Annotated in this window: 24 protein-coding genes; 12 read left to right on the top strand and 12 right to left on the bottom strand. The window is 62.7% G+C overall.

The features are described 5' to 3' along the window. Positions 1-276 precede the first annotated feature (276 nt). The 3 genes from dnaA to mutM form a co-directional block, all read right to left on the bottom strand. Positions 277-1827, bottom strand: coding sequence for a chromosomal replication initiator protein DnaA (gene dnaA, locus DDE77_RS07860; protein WP_342748552.1), 1551 nt, complete (start codon positions 1825-1827; stop codon positions 277-279). Positions 1828-2638: 811 nt separating this feature from the next. Beyond that, complete coding sequence (rpsT, locus tag DDE77_RS07855) at positions 2639-2905, bottom strand: 30S ribosomal protein S20 (RefSeq protein ID WP_108396890.1); 267 nt, start codon at positions 2903-2905, stop codon at positions 2639-2641. A gap of 228 nt (positions 2906-3133) precedes the next feature. Continuing rightward, positions 3134-4021, bottom strand: coding sequence for a bifunctional DNA-formamidopyrimidine glycosylase/DNA-(apurinic or apyrimidinic site) lyase (mutM, locus tag DDE77_RS07850; RefSeq protein WP_108396959.1), 888 nt, complete (start codon positions 4019-4021; stop codon positions 3134-3136). 97 nt (positions 4022-4118) lie between these two features. On the opposite strand from mutM, the gene ubiE reads away from it, so the two are divergent. From ubiE to DDE77_RS07825, 5 genes are all read left to right on the top strand, one after another. After that, a complete protein-coding gene (gene ubiE, locus DDE77_RS07845; RefSeq protein ID WP_108396958.1) occupies positions 4119-4883 on the top strand; it encodes a bifunctional demethylmenaquinone methyltransferase/2-methoxy-6-polyprenyl-1,4-benzoquinol methylase UbiE in 765 nt (254 codons plus the stop codon). 4 nt (positions 4884-4887) lie between these two features. Then, complete coding sequence (gene ubiB / locus DDE77_RS07840) at positions 4888-6444, top strand: 2-polyprenylphenol 6-hydroxylase (protein ID WP_108396889.1); 1557 nt, start codon at positions 4888-4890, stop codon at positions 6442-6444. A 69-nt stretch (positions 6445-6513) separates the two neighbouring features. Then, complete coding sequence (locus tag DDE77_RS07835; RefSeq protein WP_108396888.1) at positions 6514-7122, top strand: hypothetical protein; 609 nt, start codon at positions 6514-6516, stop codon at positions 7120-7122. Then, complete coding sequence (gene dut / locus DDE77_RS07830) at positions 7122-7583, top strand: dUTP diphosphatase (protein ID WP_108396887.1); 462 nt, start codon at positions 7122-7124, stop codon at positions 7581-7583. Before DDE77_RS07835 ends, dut begins: the two co-directional genes overlap by 1 nt. 11 nt (positions 7584-7594) lie before the next feature. Next, complete coding sequence (locus DDE77_RS07825; protein ID WP_245895132.1) at positions 7595-8314, top strand: HesA/MoeB/ThiF family protein; 720 nt, start codon at positions 7595-7597, stop codon at positions 8312-8314. 282 nt (positions 8315-8596) lie between these two features. Here the strand turns inward: DDE77_RS07825 and fabB are convergent, their stop codons facing one another. Both fabB and fabA read right to left on the bottom strand, forming a co-directional pair. Next, positions 8597-9823 (bottom strand): beta-ketoacyl-ACP synthase I, encoded by a 1227-nt coding sequence (gene fabB / locus DDE77_RS07820; protein ID WP_108396885.1) that lies wholly within the window; start codon positions 9821-9823, stop codon positions 8597-8599. A gap of 65 nt (positions 9824-9888) precedes the next feature. Next, complete coding sequence (gene fabA / locus DDE77_RS07815) at positions 9889-10422, bottom strand: 3-hydroxyacyl-[acyl-carrier-protein] dehydratase FabA (RefSeq protein WP_108396884.1); 534 nt, start codon at positions 10420-10422, stop codon at positions 9889-9891. Positions 10423-10606: 184 nt separating this feature from the next. Between fabA and irrA the strand changes: the two genes are divergently transcribed. From irrA to DDE77_RS07795, 4 genes are all read left to right on the top strand, one after another. Beyond that, a complete protein-coding gene (gene irrA / locus DDE77_RS07810) occupies positions 10607-11050 on the top strand; it encodes an iron response transcriptional regulator IrrA (RefSeq protein WP_108396883.1) in 444 nt (147 codons plus the stop codon). An 87-nt stretch (positions 11051-11137) separates the two neighbouring features. Continuing rightward, the gene (locus tag DDE77_RS07805) at positions 11138-11974 is read left to right on the top strand and encodes an arylamine N-acetyltransferase family protein (protein WP_108396882.1); all 837 of its coding nucleotides are present in this window, start codon (positions 11138-11140) and stop codon (positions 11972-11974) included. A 1-nt stretch (position 11975) separates the two neighbouring features. Further along, positions 11976-12572, top strand: a complete 597-nt coding sequence (locus DDE77_RS07800; protein ID WP_108396881.1) for a YdeI/OmpD-associated family protein — start codon at positions 11976-11978, stop codon at positions 12570-12572. A gap of 58 nt (positions 12573-12630) precedes the next feature. Further along, positions 12631-13518 carry a ribokinase gene (locus DDE77_RS07795; protein ID WP_108396880.1) on the top strand — a complete coding sequence of 296 codons (888 nt, stop codon included), beginning with the start codon at positions 12631-12633 and terminating at the stop codon, positions 13516-13518. A 140-nt stretch (positions 13519-13658) separates the two neighbouring features. Here the strand turns inward: DDE77_RS07795 and DDE77_RS07790 are convergent, their stop codons facing one another. Beyond that, positions 13659-14210: an ActR/PrrA/RegA family redox response regulator transcription factor gene (locus DDE77_RS07790; protein ID WP_157959718.1), complete on the bottom strand. Its 552-nt coding sequence runs from the start codon at positions 14208-14210 to the stop codon at positions 13659-13661. 67 nt (positions 14211-14277) lie between these two features. Then, positions 14278-15591, bottom strand: coding sequence for an ActS/PrrB/RegB family redox-sensitive histidine kinase (locus tag DDE77_RS07785; protein ID WP_108396879.1), 1314 nt, complete (start codon positions 15589-15591; stop codon positions 14278-14280). A 146-nt stretch (positions 15592-15737) separates the two neighbouring features. On the opposite strand from DDE77_RS07785, the gene DDE77_RS07780 reads away from it, so the two are divergent. Together DDE77_RS07780 and DDE77_RS07775 are read left to right on the top strand one after the other, a co-directional pair. Further along, complete coding sequence (locus DDE77_RS07780) at positions 15738-16187, top strand: DUF2852 domain-containing protein (RefSeq protein WP_108396878.1); 450 nt, start codon at positions 15738-15740, stop codon at positions 16185-16187. Between the two features lie 166 nt (positions 16188-16353). Then, on the top strand, positions 16354-17091 hold the full coding sequence (locus tag DDE77_RS07775) for a M48 family metallopeptidase (RefSeq protein WP_157959717.1): 738 nt from the start codon (positions 16354-16356) through the stop codon (positions 17089-17091). Between the two features lie 118 nt (positions 17092-17209). Here DDE77_RS07775 and DDE77_RS07770 read toward each other — a convergent pair whose 3' ends face one another. Further along, positions 17210-17983: an alpha/beta hydrolase gene (locus DDE77_RS07770; protein WP_108396876.1), complete on the bottom strand. Its 774-nt coding sequence runs from the start codon at positions 17981-17983 to the stop codon at positions 17210-17212. Between the two features lie 113 nt (positions 17984-18096). On the opposite strand from DDE77_RS07770, the gene infC reads away from it, so the two are divergent. Next, complete coding sequence (infC, locus tag DDE77_RS07765) at positions 18097-18633, top strand: translation initiation factor IF-3 (RefSeq protein ID WP_210204357.1); 537 nt, start codon at positions 18097-18099, stop codon at positions 18631-18633. Between the two features lie 70 nt (positions 18634-18703). Here the strand turns inward: infC and DDE77_RS07760 are convergent, their stop codons facing one another. The 4 genes from DDE77_RS07760 to DDE77_RS07745 are packed head-to-tail and all read right to left on the bottom strand — an operon-like array spanning position 18704 to position 22701. Beyond that, positions 18704-19876, bottom strand: coding sequence for an MFS transporter (locus DDE77_RS07760; protein ID WP_157959716.1), 1173 nt, complete (start codon positions 19874-19876; stop codon positions 18704-18706). A gap of 8 nt (positions 19877-19884) precedes the next feature. Beyond that, positions 19885-20346, bottom strand: coding sequence for an MmcB family DNA repair protein (locus tag DDE77_RS07755; RefSeq protein WP_108396873.1), 462 nt, complete (start codon positions 20344-20346; stop codon positions 19885-19887). Then, entirely contained in the window at positions 20339-21529 is a 1191-nt protein-coding gene (locus tag DDE77_RS07750; protein ID WP_108396872.1) for an MFS transporter, read from the bottom strand. The genes DDE77_RS07755 and DDE77_RS07750 overlap by 8 nt, the downstream gene beginning before the upstream one ends. After that, positions 21526-22701 carry an MFS transporter gene (locus tag DDE77_RS07745; RefSeq protein ID WP_108396871.1) on the bottom strand — a complete coding sequence of 392 codons (1176 nt, stop codon included), beginning with the start codon at positions 22699-22701 and terminating at the stop codon, positions 21526-21528. The genes DDE77_RS07750 and DDE77_RS07745 overlap by 4 nt, the downstream gene beginning before the upstream one ends. Between the last annotated feature and the right edge of the window lie 44 nt (positions 22702-22745).

The following is a 22745-nucleotide window of genomic DNA, read 5'->3' as shown; positions in this document are numbered from 1 at the left end:
GCAAGGGCGGGTGGTGGATTGTCGCAGGGATATCCACCTGTGGAGAACAGAGGTTCCCGCTTTCGCGGGAATGACGCGGTGGGCGAGCAGCATTGCTGCCAGTTCCGATCGTCATTGTCCGGCTTGTCCGGGCAATCCAGCGGGGAAGGTAGATCACCGGGACAGGCCTGGTGATGACAGAGGGAGAAGGCAGCGGACCTTTTCCAACATCTCAGGATGGATCCCGGCTCGAGGCCGGGATGACATCGGGGGTGAGGTGAGGCCGAGAGCTCGCTCCTACTCCTCCAGCATGCGCTTGAGCAGTTCGATTTCCTGGGCCAGCTCCACATCGTCCTTGATCATCTGTTCGACCTTGCGGACGGAATGAAGGACGGTGGTGTGGTCGCGGCCGCCAAAGCGCCGGCCGATTTCGGGCAGGGAGCGCGAGGTCAGGGCCTTGGCCAGGAACATGGCGATCTGGCGCGGGCGGACCACGTCGCGCGAGCGGCGGGCGGAGAGGAGTTCGTTGCGCGGCACCTTGTAGTGGCGCGAAACGATCTTGAGGATGTCCTCGATGCGGACGCGGCGCGCTTCATGGGCGCGGATGAGGTCGCCCAGGGTCTTTTCGGCCAGGGGCACGGTGATCAGCTCGCCCGTCAGCTGGTTGGCGGCAACGAGGCGATTGACGGCGCCATCGAGGTCGCGGCCATGGCTGATCACGGCGCGGGCGATGTAGTCGATCACGGGCGCAGGGAAATGCATGCCGAAGCGGGCGCTCGATTGGTCGGCCCGGCGCTGCACGATGGCGCGGCGCAAATCGAGGTCAAAGCCGGTGATCGGGATCACAAGGCCGCCCGAAAGGCGCGAGCGGACGCGCTCGTCGAGCATTTCAAGGTCGCGCGGGGGCGCATCGCCGGCGACGACGACCTGCTTGGCGCCAGTGAGGAGCGTGCCAAGGGTATGGCCGAATTCGGTGGCCGACTTGCCCTGGAGGAACTGCATGTCATCGATCAGGAGGAGATCGACGCGACGGAGCCATTCCTTGAAGCCGAGCGCGGACTGGCGCTGCACGGCCGTGATGAAATGGTACATGAAATGGTCGGCGGTGAGATAAACGATGTTCTTGGACGGATCGGCCGTCTGCACCGCATGGGCAATAGCGTTGAGCAGATGGGATTTGCCGAGGCCAACCGTGGAATGGATATAGACCGGGTTGAAGGTCACGGTGTTGTTGGCCGCCGCGTTGGCGATCTGCTTGGCAACGCCGAACGCCATCTCATTGGCTTCGCCGGACACGAAGGTGTCAAAGGTCATGCGCGGATCGATCGCGCTGCCGGAAAGCGCATCGCCGCCCTTGGCCGTGTTGTCGCGCACGAGGCGCGGTGCGGCTGGCATCTGGACGGTGTTGGCCGAAGGCGCTGCGGCAGGTTCGGCCGCCGGGGCGGCGGCTTCAGGCGCTGGTTGGGCAAGGCGCGGGCGAGCCTGGCCGTTGACGCGCAGGGTCACCTGGACGCGGGCGAGATGGTCGATGTCCTGCCGGAAGGTTTCAAGCAGAAGATCGGAATAATTGCTTTGCACCCACGAACACAAAAAGCGCGTGGGGGCGGACAGGTGGACCACGTCATCGAGCACTTCCTCGAGCTCGAGCGCGGCAAACCAGGAGGTGAACACATCGGTGCCGACCGAAGCCTTGATGCGGGCACGCACACGGTTCCAGAGCTCGCGTTGCGCTTCGCCGGAATCGATGGTGCCCATAACAGGAGTGTCGCCTTTGCTGATCATGGAAGGGGAGGATTTGGGGGCCTTGGCTGCCCAATCATCTCCGCTGGCGGTCGCCTGTCGCATCATAGAAAGCCCCATTTCCTGTTGTCCGGCGCGTCCGCACAATCGCGCCGCTTGTTGAATTCCACATGAGCCGGACCGCGTGGTTCTGGCCAATGCTTTGCCCCAGTGCCCAACGTTGCGGGCACAGCTGTTCTGCCCGGCGGTTGGGCCGCCGGCGTCCTGTTTCTTGGTGTCATGAAGCCAGTCCGAACCTGCGGACCGGTTTGATTATCTACGCCAGACCCTCCGGCCCGGCTGCCAAATACGCTGCCAACACTCTTGCACCAGCTCAAAATACGACGGCAGGTTCCTGCCGCAACCGCCAAAACCTTGACCCATATTGAACCTGCCAGCCTGGCTGGGCGCTCGTTTCTGGCGCCTTGTTTCAAGCTGACGAGATTACTTTAGAGGGTGCGTTTTGGCCCCGCAACCGTGGAATCTGCAAAATGGGGGCTTGACTCTCTGCTTGCTTTTTGGCCCGCCGAAACCCCCTCCGGGCGGGGAAAACCAAGGCCCTGTGACTCAATGGAGAATCGGTTTGAAGGGCAGGCCTTGTTGGTGAAAAATTTATTTTTGCCGGGGTCGCAATTGCCGGCGGAACCTTTGCCATCAAGGCACAACACGCCCTGCCGAAATGCCTTAAGCCCTTCTCTCGCCGAGAAAATCCCGATGCCGCCCCGAAACAGCACTGGGTCAGCAGCGCTGTCATGGCTTTGTCACACCTGGCCAGAAGGAGAAAAGCTTGCCCAAACAGAAGGGCAACAAAAAGGGCTCCGTCTGGAGCCCTGTTCAGCCTTGCGCGGCAATCAATGGTGCGGCGCTTGATGGGAGCGGTTTAGACGCTCAGAGCCTTGACGCGGCTGTTGAGGCGCGAAACCTTGCGAGCGGCGAGATTGGCGTGAACGATGCCCTTGGAGGCCGCACGGTTGATCTCGGGGGCAGCAACGGCCAGGGCTTCCATGGCCAGCTTGTGATCGCCAGCAACGATGGCTTCTTCAACCTTGCGGATAAAGGTGCGCACGCGCGAGCGGCGCGACTTGTTGACGGCAGTACGGGCTGCGATCTTGCGGGTAGCCTTTTTGGCTGAAGGCGTATTGGCCATAATGGTCCTCTTAGCGTCCAACCGAACTTACCTCGCGCCTTGGGCGCAGCAGGGTCCGGGATGAAATGAAATCGGCGGCTATCATGTGCCGCCAAGTTGCGGGGTCTATAGGGGAAGTAAGGGCGAGCGTCAACTGGATTCAGGCGATGGGTGGCTCGTGGGTTCAGTGTGCCCGGCCTCGTGGTTCGACAGGCTCACCATGAGGCCTTCGGGAGTTCAGTAACCGCCTCACACCTTCTTTTGGCAGACGGGGCAGAAGAAGGTGGAGCGGCCGGACTGGACGATCCGGGTGATGGTGCCGGTGCAGAGGGGCGTTGGACAGGGTTCGCCCTCACGGTCGTAGACGGCGAAGCGATGCTGGAAATAGCCCGAGCCACCTTCGGCATTGCGGAAATCGCGCAGGGTGGAGCCGCCCACCTCGATGGCTTCCGTGAGAACCTGGCGGACGGCGCTGGCTAGGTCTTCCAGGACCGGCTTGGGCTTTCCCTTTGGTGTAACGAGGCGGCCGGCCAGAATTGTGGGCAGGATGTGGCTGCGGTGGAGCGCTTCGGCCACATAAATATTGCCAAGGCCCGCAACCACGCGCTGATCAAGCAGCGCCGACTTGATCGGGGTTTTCTTGGCCCTGAATTTTTCCGCCATTTCATTGGCGTTGAAGTCATTGCCCAGCGGTTCGGGACCCAGGCCCTTGAGATAGGGGCTGTCGGCGGGGTCGTCATAAAGATCGATGAAGCCGAAGCGGCGGGGATCGGCATAGATGAGGTGCGAGCGACCGTGGCTGGGATGGTGGATGGTCCAGACCATGTGGTCGTGCTTGGGGACGGGCTCGGTTTCGTAGTAGCGCGGCGGCTTGTCGATGGCGTGCTCGGCAAAGCGCCAGGTGCCGGTCATGCCCAGATGGCTCAGCACCGTCTTGCCGGTGGACAGGCCCAGGAGGAGGTATTTGGCGCGCCGGCCCACCGATCGGATGGTTGCGCCCTCGATCTGTTCGGCCAAACCTTGCGGAAAAGGGAAGCGCAGATCGGGCCGGTGGAGGGTCACTTTCTCGATTATGGCGCCCTCGAGCCAGGGCTCAAGGCCGCGGCGGACGGTTTCGACCTCGGGCAATTCGGGCATCACGGCCTCTTTAAACATGTGCGGCTTTGCGCCATGGCAAAGCCCATATCGCTTCTATATGGTGCGCCGGACCTGTCCAGTACCAGCGAGCTACGCCATGACCGAAGCGCAAGAGACCACTCATTTCGGTGAGCAGACCGTGGCGCTTGATGCCAAGCAGGGCATGGTTAACCAGGTGTTCCACCAGGTGGCGGACCGCTATGACCTTATGAACGACCTCATGAGCGGGGGCGTCCACCGGCTTTGGAAGAATGCCATGGTGGCCGAACTTGCCCCACCCAAGAGCGGTTCGCGGCCCTATCGCGTGCTCGACATGGCGGGCGGCACGGGTGATGTCGCCGAGCGCATCATCAATGCTTCGGTGGGCTATGCCGAGGTCGTGGTGTCGGACATTAACGCCGACATGCTGCGCGTGGGGGCGGAGCGGGCGCAGAAATGGCGCTATCCCGCACAGGCAAGCTTTGTGGAAGCCAATGCCGAGGAGCTTCCTTTCGAAGATCGGAGCTTTGACGCCTATACGATTGCGTTCGGCATTCGCAACGTGCCGCGCATCCAGAAGGCGCTGAACGAGGCGCATCGGGTGCTCAAGCGCGGCGGGCGTATCCTGGTGCTCGAATTCAGCCAGGTCGATGTGCCGGGGCTTGACGCGGTCTACAAGGCGTTTTCGGACCGGGTGATCCCGCCAATGGGGCGCCTCGTGACCGGGGATGCGCAGCCCTACCAATATCTGGTGGAATCAATACGCAAATTCCCCTCTCCTCCCCTGTTCCAGTCGATGCTGACGGAAGCGGGGTTCCGCCGCGTCAAGGCGACGCCTTATACGGGCAATGTCGCCACGCTGTTTTCGGGTTGGAAGCTGTAGCCTCATGCCCATTTCGGCCTATTTTCGTCTGGCGCGGGCCGGGTATGTCTTGGCGCGTGAAGGCGCGTTGTCGATTATTTCGCTTGATGGCTTACCGCCGGCCCTCGCGCCGCTGCGGCTAGGCATTTGGCTTGGGCGGCTGGTGGAGCGGCCCGAAGTGCGCAAGACGGGACATGTGGAGCGCCTCAACAAGGCCTTGAACCGGCTGGGTCCCACTTACGTGAAATTCGGGCAAACGCTTGCGACCCGTCCCGATGTGGTGGGCGCGACCATTGCCAATGACCTTGCCGGATTGCAGGACCGGATGGATCCGTTTGATCCAAGCCTGGTGCAACCCATCCTGCGCGCAGCGCTGGACGACAAGGCCAGCGAGCTGACCGAGCTCAGCCCCGCCATTGCGGCTGCGTCCATTGCGCAGGTGCACCGGGCCAAGCTCGTGCCGCCTAATGCCCCGGCTAGAATCGTGGCGGTGAAGATCCTGCGGCCCGGTGTTGCCGACCGCTTCATGGCCGATATCGAGAGCTTTTATGCCGCCGCTGGCCTTGCGGAGCGTTTCGTGCGCTCCACGCAACGCCTGCGCCCAACAGAGGTCGTCGAAACACTAGATCGCTCGGCGCGGCTGGAGCTCGATCTGCGCCTCGAGGCTGCGGCCATTTCGGAAATGGCCGAGAACATCAAGGATGACACGGGCTTTGTCATTCCCCAGGTCAGCTGGGAGCATGTGGCGCAAAATGTGCTGACCACCACTTGGGTGGACGGCATTCCCATCCGCAATCACGCCGCGCTCGACGCCGCGGGGGTGGATCGCAAGGCATTGGCGGCAAATCTGTTGCAGAGCTTTTTGAAGCACGCCATTCGCGACGGCTTTTTCCATGCGGACATGCATCCGGGAAATCTCTTTGCCGATCCGCGCACGGGCGATGTGATTGCCGTTGATTTCGGGATCATGGGCCGCATCAACCGGCGCGAACGGCGGTTTTTGGCCGATATTCTTTATGGCTTCATCACGCGCAATTACCGGCTGGTGGCCGAGCGACATTTCGAAATCGGCTATGTGCCCCCCAACCAGTCGGTCGATGATTTTGCCCTGGCCATTCGCTCCATCGGCGAGCCGCTCCATGGCCGCACGGCGAGCGACATCTCCATGGCCAAGGTTCTGGGCCAACTCTTTGCCATCACCGAGCTCTTTTCCATGCAGACGCGGCCCGAGCTGGTGCTGCTGCAAAAATCCATGGTGCTGGTGGAAGGCGTGTCGCGCGCGCTCGATCCTGACCTTGATATCTGGACCATTGCCGAGCCGGTGGTGGGCGATTGGCTGCGCCGGGAAGAAGGCCCCATGGGCCGGATCCAGGATCTGAGCGATCATTGGCGCAACGCCACGGATGCGGCGGGCCGTTTGCCGGCTATTCTCGCGCAGGCGGAGCTGGCGTTGGCAGACTACAACATCCGTCGCAACCAGCCACGGGACCGCACCATGCGCGGCATGCTGCTGGCCTTGATCGGCTTGGCGGGCGTGACGCTGCTGGTGGGGCTGTGGCGGCTGCTCACCATGGTGTCATAGGGGCCTGGCTTGTTCCCCCTCCCTGCTGCCCCTAGACTGCCGGTTTGCCGTTCCGGAGTGTGTTTTTCGATGATCCTCAAGGCGCTGGGAAAATTGGCGATGCTTGTCGTGCTCGCCGGATCGCTGGCGGGATGCATCGATGCCAAGGTCGAAGTGGAGCTGCTGAGCGCCAGGACGGCCAAGGCGGTGACGACGCAGATCATGGGTGCCGATTTTTACACCATGATCAAGATGAACGAAGAGGAAATAGGTGAGGACCAGCCCGAGGAGGACCGGTTCTGCGCCCGGGGCGAACTCAGCGAAAACAGCGATGGCACGGCCAGCTGCGTGATCCGGGAAGAGGGCCGGTTTGCCCAGCTGCGCATGGGCGCCAAGCGGCGGCATCTGCGGTTTACGCCGGAGGGCGGCGATCTTGTGCGAGTGGCGCTGCCTATCAGCGGCATGAAGAGCGAAATCGGCGCCGATGAGGCGATGGATGCCGAAACGCAGAAAATGGTGGAAGCGTTTTTCGCCGGCCGTGGCCTTTCCATCCGCTTTAGCGGGCTGGAAGTGGTGGAAACCAATATGAAGCTGTCCGGTAATGGACGCTCGGCAGAGCAGAAGATCATGTTTTTGGACCTCCTGCGGGACAAGGAAGATTTGCCGCAGGAGTATTATGCCGTGGTGCGGGTGCCGTGATGGGGGATGAGTTGGAAATCGGCTTCCGGTGGTTACCGCATGGGCTGGGCTTGCTGGTGCCGGCGCGACAGAGTGCGGGGGCGGCGGGGCTGGATCTGGTGGCGGCCTTGGCTGAGGACGAGGTGCGGGTTCTGGCGCCGGGGGAGCGCGCCCTGGTACCCTGCGGCTTTGCGATGGCCTTGCCGGATGGCTTTGAAGCGCAGGTGCGGCCGCGATCGGGGTTGGCGGCTCGCCATGGGGTGACGGTGCTCAATTCGCCCGGCACGATCGATAGCGACTATCGCGGCGAGGTGCAGGTGATCCTGATCAACCTGGGCCAGGAGCCGTTTGCTGTGCGCCGCGGGGAGCGGATCGCGCAGATGGTGGTGGCGCCGGTCGTGGCAGCTCGGTTCAGCATCAAGGAGGTGCTGGATGCAACGGAGCGGGGCAGCGGGGGCTTTGGCTCGACTGGAAGGGGTTAGCGTGGTGATGCATCGTGCCTGCTGAGCCATTGTCACCCGAGGAAACGCGGCGTTATGCGCGCCATCTGGTGCTCAAGGGCATGGGTGGAAGCGGGCAGCAGCGGCTCAAGGCTGCGCGCGTGCTGGTGGTGGGGGCGGGTGGGCTGGGTAGCCCGGTGATTGCCTATCTTGCCGGCGCGGGTGTGGGGGCGCTCTCGGTGATTGATCATGACTATGTGTCGCTGTCGAACTTGCAGCGGCAGGTGATCCATTCAGCTGTTGGGGTGGGCAAGGCGCAGAGTGCGGCGGGGTTTGCGCATGCGCTTAATCCGCATGTGCAGGTGGAGGTGCATGCCGAGCGGCTGGAGCGGGAGAACGCGCGAGCGATCATGGCAGGGCATGACCTTGTGCTCGATGGGACGGATAATCTCCAAACGCGGCGGGTGGTGGCAGAGGCGGCGCGGGAGCTGCAGATACCCCTGGTCTCGGGTGCAGTGTCGATGTTTGACGGGCAGGTGACGGTGTTTGCGCCTGATGGACCGCAGTTCGAGGCGCTTTACCCCGATGGGGCGGATGACGGGGATCTGCCGTCCTGCGAGGCGACAGGAATCTTGGGGCCGCTTGTGGGGGTGATCGGGACACTGATGGCCATGGAGGCGATCAAGGTGATCACGGGGATCGGGGAGCCGTTGATCGGGCGGGTGCTGACCTATGACGGCAAGGATGCCCGGTTTTCCGAGTTTGCGTTTTAGGGGCGCATGGTGGCACGCCCCGTCCCCCGCTTTCGCGGGGGCAGGCTCTTCGACAGGCTCAGGATAAGGGCTGTTGGGGAGACTGGAGGTGGGTGGACGAGGTGGTCCCGGGCTGCGGTATCATCCCGGACCTGACCCGGGATCCAGCTCTAGATTGTGCCACAGCCGCAAGGGGCTAAACGGGCGTTCGGCGCCTGAGGCGTCCGTCTCAGGATGGATCCCGGGTCGAGCCCGGGATGACATCGTGGTTGGGGTTGGGCCGGTGGGCGGGTACCGACTGGTTCAGGCGTCCGGGTGCTTGAAGACCAGGGCCGCGTTGGTGCCGCCGAAGCCGAAGCTATTAGAGAGGACGATGCCGAGGTCCACATTGTCGCGCCGCTCGCGGATGATGGGCATGTCGGCAAAGGCGGGGTCGAGGTTTTCGATGTTGGCGCTTTCGGCGATGAAGCGGTGCTTCATCATTAGGATCGAATAGATCGATTCATGAACGCCGGTGGCACCCTGCGAGTGGCCGGTGAGCGATTTGGTTGCCGAAATGGGCGGGCATTTGTCTTCGTTGCCGAAAAGGGCGCGGATAGCCTCGATTTCCTTGAGGTCGCCCACGGGCGTCGAGGTGGCGTGGGGGTTGATGTAGTCGACCTTGCCGCGCACGTTTTCGAGCGCCATGCGCATGCAGCGCTCGGCGCCTTCACCGGATGGGGCGACCATGTCGAGCCCGTCCGAGGTTGCGCCATAACCGACCAGTTCGGCCCAGATGGTGGCGCCGCGCGCCTTGGCGTGTTCGTATTCCTCGAGCACGAGGACGCCGGCGCCGCCGGAGATCACGAAGCCATCGCGCGCCGCGTCATAGCAGCGGCTGGCCTTTTCAGGGGTGTCGTTATAGTCCGAGCTCATGGCGCCCATGGCGTCAAACAAATTGGATAAGGTCCAATCGAGGTCTTCGTGGCCGCCGGCAAAAACGATGTCCTGCTTGCCGAGCATGATCTGTTCCATGCCATTGCCGATGCAATGCTTGGAGGTCGCGCAGGCGGCGGTGATTGTGTAGTTGACGCCCTTGATGCCAAAGGCGGTGGCAAGGGTTGCCGATGCCGTCGAGCCCATGGCCTTGGGCACGGCCAGGGGGCCGATGCGCTTGGGGCTGGTGTTCTTTCGGGTGGTGTCGGCCGCTTCCACGATGGTGCGGGTGGAGGCCCCGCCCGAGCCCATGACGATGCCGGTGCGCGGATTGCTGATGTCGGATTCTTCGAGGCCCGCATTGGCAATAGCCTGCTGCATGGCAAGGTAGTTCCAGGCTGCGCCCTTGCCCATGAAGCGGGTAACGCGGCGATCGAGCGTCTCGAATGGGTCCAGGCGCGGATCGCCCTTGACCTGGCTGCGGAAGCCCAGATCGGCATAGTCCTGGGCAAAGATGATGCCGGGCTTGGCCGTGCGCAGGCTTTCGGTGACTTCGTCCAGCGAATTGCCGATGGAAGAAATAATCCCCATGCCGGTGACGACAACACGTCTCATCTTGATACTCGCTCCGTCGAGCGCCCTTGAGGAGGACGCCTCATCTTGTTGGGTAATCAGGGCCGTTAAACGGCGATCTTCTGGTCCTGAAGCTGGCTGTCGGTGAACAGGCCCACCCGGAGATCCTTGGCCTCGTAGATCACCTTACCGTCGGCCTTGACCCAGCCATCGGCAATGCCCAGCGTGAGGCGTGAGCGCATGACGCGCTTGAGATCGATGCCATATTCCACCAATTTGACGTCATTGGTGACCTGGCCGGTAAATTTAATTTCACCACCAAGTGCGCGTCCCCTACCCGGCTGGCCGATCCAGGACAGGAAAAAGCCAGTCATCTGCCAGATGGCGTCGAGCCCCAGGCACCCCGGCATGACGGGATCGCCGACGAAATGGCACTTGAAGAACCACAGGTCCGGATCGACGTCGAGCTCGGCACGAACCAGGCCCTTGCCAAAGCTGCCGCCGGTTTCGGAGATTTCCGTGATGCGGTTGAACATCAGCATGGGCGGGGCAGGCAGGCGCGCATCGCCCTGCCCGGGCAATTCGCCCCGGCTGTGGGCCAGCAATTCTTCGTACCCGTACTTATTTTGCCGCTCGGCCATGCCAAACTTCCCGGTTAACCCTGTTATTTTGTCTCGTATAGAGGCATGGGAGGGGGGTCAAGTCAGCCCTGCCCTGACGCGAGCGTGATTGCCCGTCCATTGCATGGTGCGTGCCGCTTGTGTGATTTTTGCGCCATAGTTATAACAGCCCAATGTTTTCCGGCCCTTTTCAGTTAAGGACCCAATGACTGATCGTTCCCAGACCGTCCGGTCACTTCCCTCGCGCAAGCCTTGCCTCACGGCCGTTTTGCGCATGGCAGGCCTCCGGCCCACCCGTCAGCGCGTCGCGCTTGCCGAGCTGCTGTTCGGCGGCCCGCATCGCCATGTCAGCGCCGAGCAATTGCATGGCGAAGCCAGCGAAGCGCAGGTCAATGTGTCTCTGGCCACAATCTACAATACGCTGCATCAGTTCCACGAAGCAGGGCTGCTGCGCGAAGTGGCGGTGGATGCGTCGCGCTCCTATTTCGATACCGACACTTCGGACCACCACCATTTCTATGTGGAAGACGAGCAGCGCATGATCGACATTCCCGCTTCATCGGTGGAATTCGCGGCCCTGCCCGAAGCGCCGAGCGGGATGAAGGTGAGCCATGTCGACGTGGTGATCCGCGTCCGCAAGATGAGCTAGGCGGCTCCAGCGATGCTGTCGCCCCCGTGACAGCATGGAGCCGATCCAGCATATTGCCCCCGGTTACAACAGCGACAAGGGTGGCCAATGAGCCAAAAGGTCAATCTGAACGGCTATTTCGAGCGAATCGGCTTTGCCGGCTCAATCGCCCCGACCTTGGCGACGCTCGAGCTGATTTCGGCGCTGCATCCCGCCGCTATTGCGTTCGAGAACCTTGATCCACTTCTGGGCGAGCCGGTGAAGCTCGATCTTGCCTCCTTGCAGCGCAAGCTCTTGTCGGATGGGCGGGGTGGCTATTGCTTTGAGCATAACCTGCTTTTGATGGCGATGCTGCGGGAGCTCGAATTCACCGTGCGCGGACATGCGGCGCGCGTGCTTTGGAACAATCCAGAAGGCTTGTCGGCTGCGCCAACCCACATGGTGCTCACCGTCGAGATCGGGGGGACGCAGTATTTGGTTGATGCGGGCTTTGGCGGGATGACGCTGACGGCGCCGCTCAAACTCAAGACGGAAGCGGAGCAATCCACGCCCCATGAAAAGTACCGGTTGATCAACAGCGAAAAGAGCTGGCAGCTGGAGGCGCGGATCGGGGAGGAGTGGAAGGCGCTTTACGTGTTCGACCTCGCCGAGCAGACACTGGAAGACTATGAGGGGCTCAACCGCTTTGTGTCGAGCGACCCCGGTTCAGCCTTTACCCGTGAGTTGCGAGTGGCGCTGTCGCCCAGCGGGAGGCGGCTGGCGCTCCACAATAATCGCTTCACCATCCATGCGGAAGGGCAGGAGCCGGAGCGACGCATGCTGGAAAGCGTTGAGGCGCTGCGCGCCGTCCTGAGCGAGGAATTTGGCATTTCGCTGCCCGAGGCAGAAAAGCTCAACCCCGAGCTCGAGGCGATCCTCGCGGACGCACAGACAGACGGCCGCTGAAATGGCGCCGGTAATCGTGAACCCCAACAAGGTTCATGAGTTTACGCGTTTTGAGCAATTCTACGACTGGCTGGCGGAGCACCATGCCAGCGATGATGAGATCTGGATCCGCATCTTCAAGAAAGCGTCCGGTCGAGACACGATTTCCCCGACCGAGGCTATTGATGCCGTGTTGTGCTGGGGCTGGATCGACGCAATCCGCAAAAGTTGGGACGAGCAGAGTTTTGTGCAGCGCTATGTGCCGCGCGGACGCAAGAGCGTGTGGAGCCAGGTCAACCGCGACAATGTCCAAAGGCTGATTGCCGAGGGGAAGATGACCGAGCATGGGCTTCGGCCCGTGGAAGCGGCCAAGGCCGACGGGCGCTGGGACGCAGCCTACCGGATCGGAATGGAGCCGCCGGCGGATTTCCTTGCGGCGATCGAGGCCAGCCCGGCAGCCAAGGCGACATATGGGGGTTTGACCAGCCAGAACCGGTTTGCCCTCGTGTTTCGGCTGTCTGCCATCAAGACACCGGCGGGACGGGAGCGAAAGATCCGCAGCTTTGTCGAAATGCTGGAGCGCGGCGAAACCATTTACCCGCAAAAGGCGGCTAAGTAAGCAAGGGCGCGCAAGAGCGTCGCGCTAAACGCCGCCATGGCGGCAGGGGAACAAAAGCATGATCACCGTTTTCGGCTCCACCAATCTGGACCAGATCGGCACCGTGAGCCGGCTGCCCAGGCCGGGTGAAACGGTGGCGGGCGGCACCTTCTCCATGGCCGCGGGTGGCAAGGGCGCCAACCAGGCGCTGGCGGCGCGCCGGGCGGGTGGTGATGTCCGGCATGTTTCGGCGGTGGGCGAGGATGCCTTTGCCGAGTTGGCGCTTGAGATGCTCCGGGCAGATGGCGTGGACCTTTCGGGGCTCAAGACGGTTTCAGAGCCAACGGGCATTGCCATGATCTTTGTGGATGAGGCGGGCGAAAACTGCATTGCCGTGCTGCCGGGCGCCAATGGCACTGTTTCTGCGGAGGACGCCGAGCAGGCGTTGAGCGCTGTTCAGGGTGGTGTCTTGCTGTTGCAGCAGGAGATCCCGCAGGAAGCGACGGAGCGGGCGCTGGATCTGGCCCGGCAAAAAGGCATGGTCTCCATTCTCAACACTGCGCCGTTTCTGCCGACCACGCGGGCGGTGGCGCCGAGGGCCTCCATCGTGATTGCCAATGAGACCGAGTTTGAACTGTTGAGTGGGCGGCCGCTGGCGGAGCTGGATCAGGCGATGCTCGACTGGTCCGGGGAGCATGGGCAGGTCGTTATCGTGACCCTGGGAGAGGATGGGGCAAAGGCTGCCATTGATGGGCGGTTGATTGCGGTGCCAGCGCTCAAGGTGAAGCCGGTGGATACAGTGGGCGCGGGCGATACGTTTTGCGGGTACCTTGCGGCGGGGCTGGATGGGGGGCTGGAGCTGGAGGCGGCCATGAGGAGGGCGGCGGTGGCCGCGAGCTTGGCGTGCCTCAAGGCTGGGGCGCAGCCGGCGATCCCGTGGGGGAATGAAGTGGATGAAAGGCTTTGAGGTAGGGCGCTCAGGGCTCCACTCGCTCGCCCTCGTAGTTCGACAAGCTCACCATGAGGTCTTGGGGGGCGGGTAGAAGAGCCCCCGGGTCAGGCTCGAGGGTGACGAATGGTTGGGTAAAGGTGCAGCGCGCCGCCAAACTATCGCGGGGCGCGTTTGGCCAGAATGCGCTGCAGGGTGCGACGGTGCATGCTGAGGCGACGAGCGGTTTCGGAAACATTGCGGTCGCACAATTCGTAGACACGCTGGATGTGCTCCCAGCGCACGCGGTCCGCCGACATGGGATTTTCCGGCGGCTCGGGCTTTTCTTCGCCGGTGGCGAGGAGCGCATTGATGACGTCGTCGGCGTCGGCGGGCTTGCTGAGATAGTCGATGGCGCCAAGTTTCACGGCGGTGACGGCGGTGGCGATATTGCCGTAACCGGTCAGCACGACGGCACGGGCGTCGGGGCGCTTGGTGTGGAGGGCAGAGACGACTTCAAGGCCATTGCCGTCTTCGAGGCGCAGATCCACCACGGCATAGGCGGGGGGCTTGTCCGCAACGGCGGAAAGGCCCGCGGCCACCGTGCTGGCGATGCGAACGTCGAAGCCACGGCGAGCCATGGCGCGCTCGAGGCGCTGCAAGAAGGCCACGTCGTCATCCACCAGCAGGAGGCTGGGGTCGTCGGCCAAAAGTTCTTCGATTGTGCTCATGGCACAGATGTAGGTGTTCCCTGGCCAAAGGTCAAAATCTGGGCACAAGAAAAAAGCGGGTGCGACATTACTGCGCCTCGACAGCGCTTCTTGGCCAGACGATGCGCACGCGCGCATGCCCATTTGGAGCGATGTTGTGGAAGGCGAGGCGCCCGCCAGTGCGCTCAAGAAGGGTCTTGGCGATAAAGACGCCCAGGCCCAGGCCACCACCATCATTGGTGTCGGGCCCCTGAGGATCGCGCGGACGGCTGGTGAGGTAGGGCTCGCCCAGACGGTCGATCAATTCGGGGGCAAAGCCAGGGCCGTCATCGGTGATGGTGACCGATACGGCATCCTCGTCCCAGGCCGCTTCGACCTCGACATTGGTGCGTGCGAAATCGGCAGCGTTTTCGATGAGATTGCCTAATCCGTAGAGCATGCCGACGCTGCGCTTGATGACCGGGGCGGGTCCGGAATCGGCATTGGCGCGCACTTCGATATGCTTGCCGCGCTCCTGGTGGGGGCGCATGACTTCGGCAAGAAGATCCGGCAGCGGCACGGCGGCAAACGGATCGCCCCCGTCATTGCCGAGGTTGCGCAGCTTGGCCAGGATCTGCCGGCAACGGGCGGCCTGTTCGATAATGAGTTCCACGTCGGCGGCGAGATCGCTCCCGGGGGGAGCGTCGGCGCGCATTTCCTTGGCGGCAAGGGCAATGGTGGACAAGGGCGTGCCCAGCTCATGGGCAGCGGCGGCGGCCAGGCCATCGAGGGCGGACAATTGCTCCTTGTGCGACAGGGCCAGTTCGGTTGCGGCCAGGGCGTCGGCGATCTGGCGTGAATCGTGGGCCACGCGCATGGCGTAGGCGGAAATAAAGGCGACGCCGCACACGATCGAGACCCAGATGCCGATCACATAGATGCGGTTGAACACCAGCTGCTCGCCCGGCGCCCAGGGGAGAGGCAGGTGCCAGACCGAAATGATCGAGGCGATCAGCACGGCCAGAAGCGCGATGGCAAAAGTGGGCTGGCGCGGCAGGGTGGTGGCGGAGACCGCCACGGGCGCCAGGAGGAGGATGGAGAAAGGATTTTGTAGCCCGCCCGTGAGCGCCAGAAGGCCACCTAGCTGGGCTAGATCGAACACGATCTGGCTGGCGGCAAAAAGCGGCGAGGGCCGATGGGCGACGCCGAGCTTGAGCACGAGCCAGATATTGAGCGCGGCCGAAGCGGCGATCAGGGCAAAGCAGGCGGCCAGCGGGACCTCGAAGCCAAGGCCAAACGCCACAAAGAAAACCCCAATGGTTTGTCCCGCCACGGCCAGCCAGCGCACCAGCACCAGGGTCTGGAGGCGAAGGGGGCGCCAGGTAGAGGGCAAGGGCAGGCCCGGAGCCTGTGTGATGCTCATTTTTCGGTGGCTCCCGGGCAGGATTTCGCGGCGCTAATGGGAATGAGGGGCCCCAATTTCAAGAGCCAAATAATCACGGTCACAGGATTGATCCTACCCCTTGATGGGCCACGTAATTGGCATCGTGACTGGGAAAGGGAAACAACATGAACACAGCTATCATCAAACCTCAATGGTCGCCCCTGACCATTACCCTGATGGTCCTGGGCTTTATCGTCTTCTGGCCGTTGGGCTTGGCCGTGCTCGGCTATATCCTTTGGGGCGAAAAGTTCGGCGGCACGCCGGAAAAGGCACAAGCCTACTGGAACAAGGGCTGCTCCTTTGTGGGCGCCAACAAGCGTCACTGGAACAAAGGGAGCTATAGCATGAAGTCGTCCGGCAATGCCGCTTTTGATGAATATCGCGCCGAACAGCTCAAGCGCCTCGAAGAAGAGCGCGCCCGGCTCGATGCCGAGATCGATGCGTTCCATGAGTACATGGCGAACCTCAACAAGGCCAAAGATCGTGAAGAGTTCGATCGCTTCATGAACGAGCGCCGCGGTGGTCGCCAGGGTTATGACGAGCCAAACAATGGCTGGAGCAACAATAACGGCTAAGCCCCAGCCCCATCTCCTCCTGAAGACGGTCGTTTTAGCGACTGAACTTGGCGCCCTCGCAAGGGGCGCTTTTTTGTTTGGGTGGAGGGAAGGCGCGCAGCGAAGTGGGAGGCAGCGCCGCATAGTGTTTCGCGCTATTATGCCCGGGCCTGATTCACTGGACATCATGAACCTGTTTTTTCGCGCCAAACCCAAGATTCCGCAAAGCACCATTCTCGAGGTCGATGGCGTGCCGGTGACGATCGCCGTGCGGGTGCATGCGCGTGCGCGCAGCTATCGATTGTCGCTGCCCCATGCGAGCGGGCCGGTGCTGACCTTGCCGCCGCATGGGAAATGGGCGGAGGCAGAGGCATTTTTGCTGAAGCATCGTTCCTGGCTCGCGGCGCGGATCAAGCGGGCGCCGGAGGCCAGCCATTTCGGTGATGGTGGCGTGGTGCCGCTAAGGGGTGTGGAGCATCGCATCGTGGGCATGGGCAAGGTGCGCGGGCGTGTGGAAAGGGTCGAGCTCGATGGGCTGCCAACGCTGCTGGTGCCGGGGGAGCCGGCGCATCAGGCGCGGCGGCTGACCGACTGGTTCAAGGAAGAGGCGCAGGCCGATCTTGCCGCGCGGTCGGCTTTTCATGCGGAGCGTCTTGGGGTCCATGTCCGCTCGATCCGGATGCGCAGCCAGGCGAGCCGCTGGGGTTCGTGTTCGTCGACCGGCAATATCAACTACAATTGGCGGCTGGTTCTCGCGCCGCCCTTTGTGCTGGATTATGTGGCGGCCCATGAGGTGGCGCATCTGGTGGAGATGAACCATTCGGCCGCGTTCTGGGCAACGGTGGAGCGGACGCTGCCGGACATGGACCGGGGCCGGGCCTGGCTCAAGGCGCATGGGCGCCAGCTGATGGCGCATGGCGCTTGAGGGATGGAGGCACCAGCTTTGGCCCATGGAGGCTTGGGTGCCACGACCTCGTGGTTCGACAAGCTCACCATGAGGTCTACTGGCGTGCTCCCGATGGGGTCTAAGGGCGTGGAGTGCCCTAGAGCAACGCCAAAATAGCCTGGCGCAGGCGCTGGAGGTCTTCCGGGCGGCTGAGGCGGTGGTCGCCGTCGGGGATCAGGGTCAGGGTGACCGGGTCGTGAAGAAGGTGCGTTACGAGCTTGATGGCGTGCCTTTGGGGCACGTCGGGGTCCTGGCCGCCCTGGAGGATCGTGACGGGGCAGCCGGTTTCGATGACATTGCCGAAGAGGCGGTGGTTTTCCCCGTCATCGAGCAGAGCGCGGTTGATGCGGTAGGGCTCGGGGGAGTATTGGCTGGGCTGCTCCACATAGCCGTTGTTTTGCAGGGATTCCTGTTCGGCCGGGGTGAAACCGGGGAGCATCAGCTCGTGGGTCATGTCGGGTGCTGGCGCGATCAGGACCATGGCATGTGCCCGTTTTTCGCCGTGGCGCAGCAGGGCGCGGGCCAGAAGAAGGGCAAGCCAGCCGCCCATGGAGGAGCCCACAATGATTTGGGGGCCTTGTGTCGTGGCGAATACGGCTTGGGCTTCCTCGAGCCAGCGCGTAATCGTGCCCTGGTTGAAATCGCCGCCTGAGGCACCGTGGCCGGAATAATCAAAGCGCGTGACGGCCAGGCCCTTTTCAGCGCCCAATTCGTCGAGGCAGAGGGCCTTGCTGCCCATCATGTCGGAGCGAAAGCCGCCCAGCCAGAAGAGGCCCGGCGCAGTGCCGGGGCGCTGGAGAACGGCGATCGGGCGCTCGGCGGCACCCTGCCCGACGGTGATGGTGGTGGCGGATGGCTCGGATATGGTCATGAGATGGGCCCGTTGCGTAAATTGTAGCGCTTGGCAGTTGACTTATGGCCCGGCTAACACGATTTTATGGCGGATTTCACCCCCAGGTAGCAACAACACAAGGATCGTTTGCCATTCGCCGTCCCATGAGACCAGTCGCGCCCCAGAAAGATGGGCCGCTCTCGAACGAAGATATCACCAGCCCCGATGTGCAGCTCATCGATGCTGAAGGCGAGAACCGCGGAATTGTTCGCACCCGCGAAGCTCTCGCAGAAGCGCAGGAACAGGGTCTCGATCTTGTTCTGATCTCTCCCAATGCCCAGCCGCCGGTCGCCAAGATGCTTGACCTTGGGCGCTTTAAATATGCCGCGCAGAAAAAAGCTGCCGAGGCACGCAAGAAGCAGAAGGTGATCGAGGTCAAGGAAGTCCAGATGCGTCCGAACATCGACACGCATGACTACGAGACCAAGATGAAGGCTGTGCAGCGGTTCCTGGATGACGGGGATCGCGTCAAGGTGACCATGCGCTTTCGCGGTCGCGAAATGGCGCACCAGGAATTGGGCATGCAGCTCCTGATCAAGGTCAAGGACCAGACCGAGGCCATCGCCAAGGTTGAATCGCAGCCACGCTCGGAAGGGCGGCAGATGGTCATGGTGCTGGCGCCCAAGTAAGGCGACAATGCGATCCAAAACAAAGGGCAGGTCCTATGGGCCTGCCCTTTTTGTTTGCGTGTTGGTGGCTCTAGCGCGTGGCAGCGGCGGGCCCAGCCTGTCCTTCAGGTGGCGCAAGGCGCCCTGACATGGCCCAGGTGAGCATGAGGAGGGGCAGGAGGATGGCGAACGCTATGCGAACTCCAAAATTCTCCGCCGTGCCGCCGATCAGGGCCGGCGCGCCCAGATTGAGCATCTGGACGATCAGGGTGGTGGCCGCGACGTTTTCGGACGCGGGGCGATCGCCAAGACGGGCTGCGGCGGAGAGCATGAGCGGATACAGCACGCAGATGCCGGCGCCGATCAGGGCAAAGCCGCCAATGGCAAAGAGGTAGTGGGGCGAAAGAACGACCATGAGCAGGCCTGCGATGGCAAGGCTGGTGAGGAGGCGCGCCACCTTTACCGGGCCATGGCGCTCGATGATGGGATCGGCCAGCAGGCGACCGATGGCCATGGTGACCAGCAAGGCTGGAAGCGCCATGGATTCAACCCAGACCGGGGCGTCGAAACTGTCGCGCAGAAGGATGATGGACCAAGCGCGCGAGGCGCCTTCCATAAGGCCTGCGCCCAGCCCAAAGGCGACCAGGCCCATGGTGGCCAGGGTGGGCCAGGCGAGCTTGCGCTTGCCTGTGACGCTGAAGGCGCGTTCGGCGGCCGAGGGCATGGGCAGGACGATCACCAGCAGCAAGGCGATCAGGATCGGCGCAAAGCCCCAGAGATGAATGGCGGGCAAGACATGCATGCCGCGCAAGGCCGCGCCCAGAAGCGAGGTGAGGAGGAACCCCAGGCTCCAGGCGCCATGGCAGGTGTTCATGATGCGCTGGCCGGTGCTGGCTTCCACCCGGTCGGCTTCCACATTGATGGCGATGTTGGTGACGGAAAAGCCGACGCCGTTGATGGCAAGGAGAATAAACATGGCCAGGGGATGGAGCAGCACTGTGACCAGGGCGGCACTGGCGGTCATCACGGGCAGGAGCCAGAGGATGATCTTGCGTGGGCCAAGGGCCTCGATGAGGCGGCTCGAAAAAAGGAACATGCTGAGCGCGCCCAGGGGCTGGCCCATCAGGACCATGCCAAGTTCGGCTTCGCTGAGGCCAATCTGCAGCTGCACATCGGGGATGCGGGTGTGAATGGCGCCAGCGGCCAGGGCATGGACAAAGAACAGGGCCATGATGCGCCATTGTGCGGGGGCCCGGATGGCCATGGCTTTGCTCACTTGGGGCCGGGATCCATCAGGGCGTGGATGCGGTCGGCGCCCAGGCGGGCAAGCTGGAGCATCAGCGCCTTGCGGCGTGCGGGCGCAAGGGGGGTATCGGGGCTGGGGCGCAGGATGGCCCCATCATGCGCATCGGCGACGATCAGCCCTTCGGTTTGGGGGAAGATGGCAGGATCAAGTTCGGGTGGCTTGGCGAAAAAGAAGCGGTCGGAGAAGTCGCGATATTCATGCCATTTCTTGTCGACCTGGAAGTCGATCAGGCTCGACTTGATCTCCACGATCCAGATCTCGCCCTTTGGTCCCACGCCCAGGATATCGGCGCGCCGGCCGCTCCTGAGCGTCACTTCGGCATAGCAGGCCATGTCGTATCGCTCGCGCAGGAGGCGCATGACGCCACGTTGAACCCGCAGCGCCGTAGGCGACTGGCGCAGGTCAACAATGGGCGGCAGATCAGGCATGAGGCGACACGGGCTCCGGAGCCAAGCCATGGGGCGTGTCGAGCTTGCGCGTGCCCAGGGCAAAGCTCGAGGCCCACAGCCCGGCAAGCAGCAGCGGCACGCAGATGAGGTAGGAATTGCGGATGCCCATGAACTCTGCAACAAAGCCTAGGAGCGGCGGCGCAAGGAAGAACACAACGAAACTCACCTGCCCCAGCGCCGCAACATTGACGGCGGCAGGACGATCGGTGCGCTGGGCGGCGGCCGAAACCGCCAGGGGGTAAACGGCGGAACAGCCGATACCCATCAGAGCAAAGCCGGAAAGGGCGATACCTGTCGCAGGAGCCAGGCCCACCATGAGGGCGCCAAATGTCGCCAGGGTGAGGAGCACCATTGCCACGTTGCGGGGACCGAACCGGGCCACTACCGGATCGGCGGAAAGGCGCATCACAGCCATGAAGAAGGCAAAGAGCGTAAGGCCCATGCCGCCTACGAAAGGTTCGGCCGCAAAAACGTCGCGCATATAAATGGCCGACCAATCAATCCCCGCCCCTTCCACAAGGAAAGCGGCAAAGCCGATGAGGCACAAGGGCAGAAGGCCCAGATTTGGGAAGGCAATGCGGTGAGTGTTTTCGCCCAGTGTGCGTTGCGGGGCGGGCGCGGGCTTGATGCCCGAGATCATGTAACCGCCGACCAGAACAACAAAGAGGGCGATAAGGCCCAGATGAGCCTCAACGGACAAGCCGGATTGGCGAATGCCAGCCCCAACCAGGGCCGTTACAAAAAAGCCGACGCTCCAGAAGCCATGAGCGCGGTTCATGAAGCGGCCGCCGGTGTGCATTTCGAGCCGGTCAATCTCGACGTTGAGGTTGATCTCCAGCGCGCCGGAAAGAAGGCCGGTGAAGAACAGGGCGACGAACACGGCAGGCGCGACACCGAGCCAAGGCACAAGCGCAAAGAGCAGCGCAGGGCCGAGCACCGTCAGAAACGCGGTGGTGCGCACGCCGAGGCGCTCGATTATTGCGGCGCCAAAGGTAAGCGAAATCAGCGAGCCGATGGACATGCCAATCATGGTCAGGCCCAGCTGGCTTTCGCTGACACCGAGATGGGTCTGAATATCGGGCAGGCGCGACATCAGGGCGCCCGTGGTGACGGCAAAAAGAAAGAAGCAGCTATAGAGCCGGTGTTGGGGAGCGATCATCATTGTGCCGGCACCATCTTGCCCTGGCGGCGATTGCCCAGAGCGTCAGCCATAAGGAGGCCCAGGAGGACGAGCGGTATGCCCACGCCAAAGGCCCAGCGAATGCCGAAATGTTCGGCGATATAGCCCAGAAGCGGCGGGCCAAGAAGGAAGGAAACAAAGGAAATCTGCGCCAGCGCGGCAACATTGATCGCGGCGGGGCGATCGGTGCGCTGTGCTGCGGCGGACATGGCCAGGGGAAAGAGCGCGCTGGTGCCGACGCCGATCAGGGCCAGGCCCACATAGGCGAGCCACCATACGGGCGTGAAAAACACGATCAGCGCGCCGATGCCGGAAATGGCAAGCAGGGTTCGCGCAACAAGGACCGGGCTCCAGCGCTCCACAAAGCTGTCCGCGAAAAAGCGGGTCACGGCCTGGGCGCCCGCACCCAGGGCCACGGCGAAACCGGCCCAGAAGGGCGCTGCGCCAAATTCGTTGCGCATATAGATGGCCGACCAATCAATACCTGCGCCTTCAAGGATCATGGCGGAAAGGCACACGCCAACCAGAACAAGGATGGGGCCTGTTGGACGGGCAAAGCGTGGCACCTGCTCGGTGCTGCCGCCGGCGCGGTGCTCGGCTGGCTCGAACCGGCCAAGGAGCAGGAGCGACACGACCGTTACCACCGGAACCATGATGGCCAGGTGCAGCTGAGGCGAGATGCCGGTCTGGGCAATAAAGGAGCCCACCATGCCGGCGGAGAAAAAGCCAAAGCTCCAGAAGGCGTGGGCACGGTTCATGATGCGCCGGCCTATGGCGTGTTCCACGCGGTCGGCTTCAAGGTTGATGATGATTTCAATGCAGCCAATGGTGATGCCGACGGGCATGAGCAGCAGGAAAAAGGCCAGCGGACCCTGGGCCCAAACAGCAATGGCGTAGAATACCGACAGCAGCGGGATAGCCGTCAACAAGGTGCGGCGATAGCCGATGCGCTCGATCAGGGGACCCGCAAAGGTCAGGGAGATCAGCGTACCAAGGGCCGCGCCGATCAGCGCCAGGCCAAGAGCGCCTTCACCCACATTCATGGCCGTCTGAATCGCAGGGAGACGCGGATAAAGGCTGCCCATGGTGAACGAATAGATGAAGAACGCCCCGAACACTTTAATCTGGGGCGGCAAGTCGATGCCGAATCTCATGGCTGAAACTACTCGCGAAATCAGTCGCGCGACCCTATGCGAAA

Origin of the sequence: Devosia submarina, assembly GCF_003056345.1 — a bacterium.
GTDB lineage: Bacteria > Pseudomonadota > Alphaproteobacteria > Rhizobiales > Devosiaceae > Devosia > Devosia submarina.
Note: the sequence above shows the minus strand (reverse complement) of the source record. Positions and strands in the feature narration are given on the sequence as shown.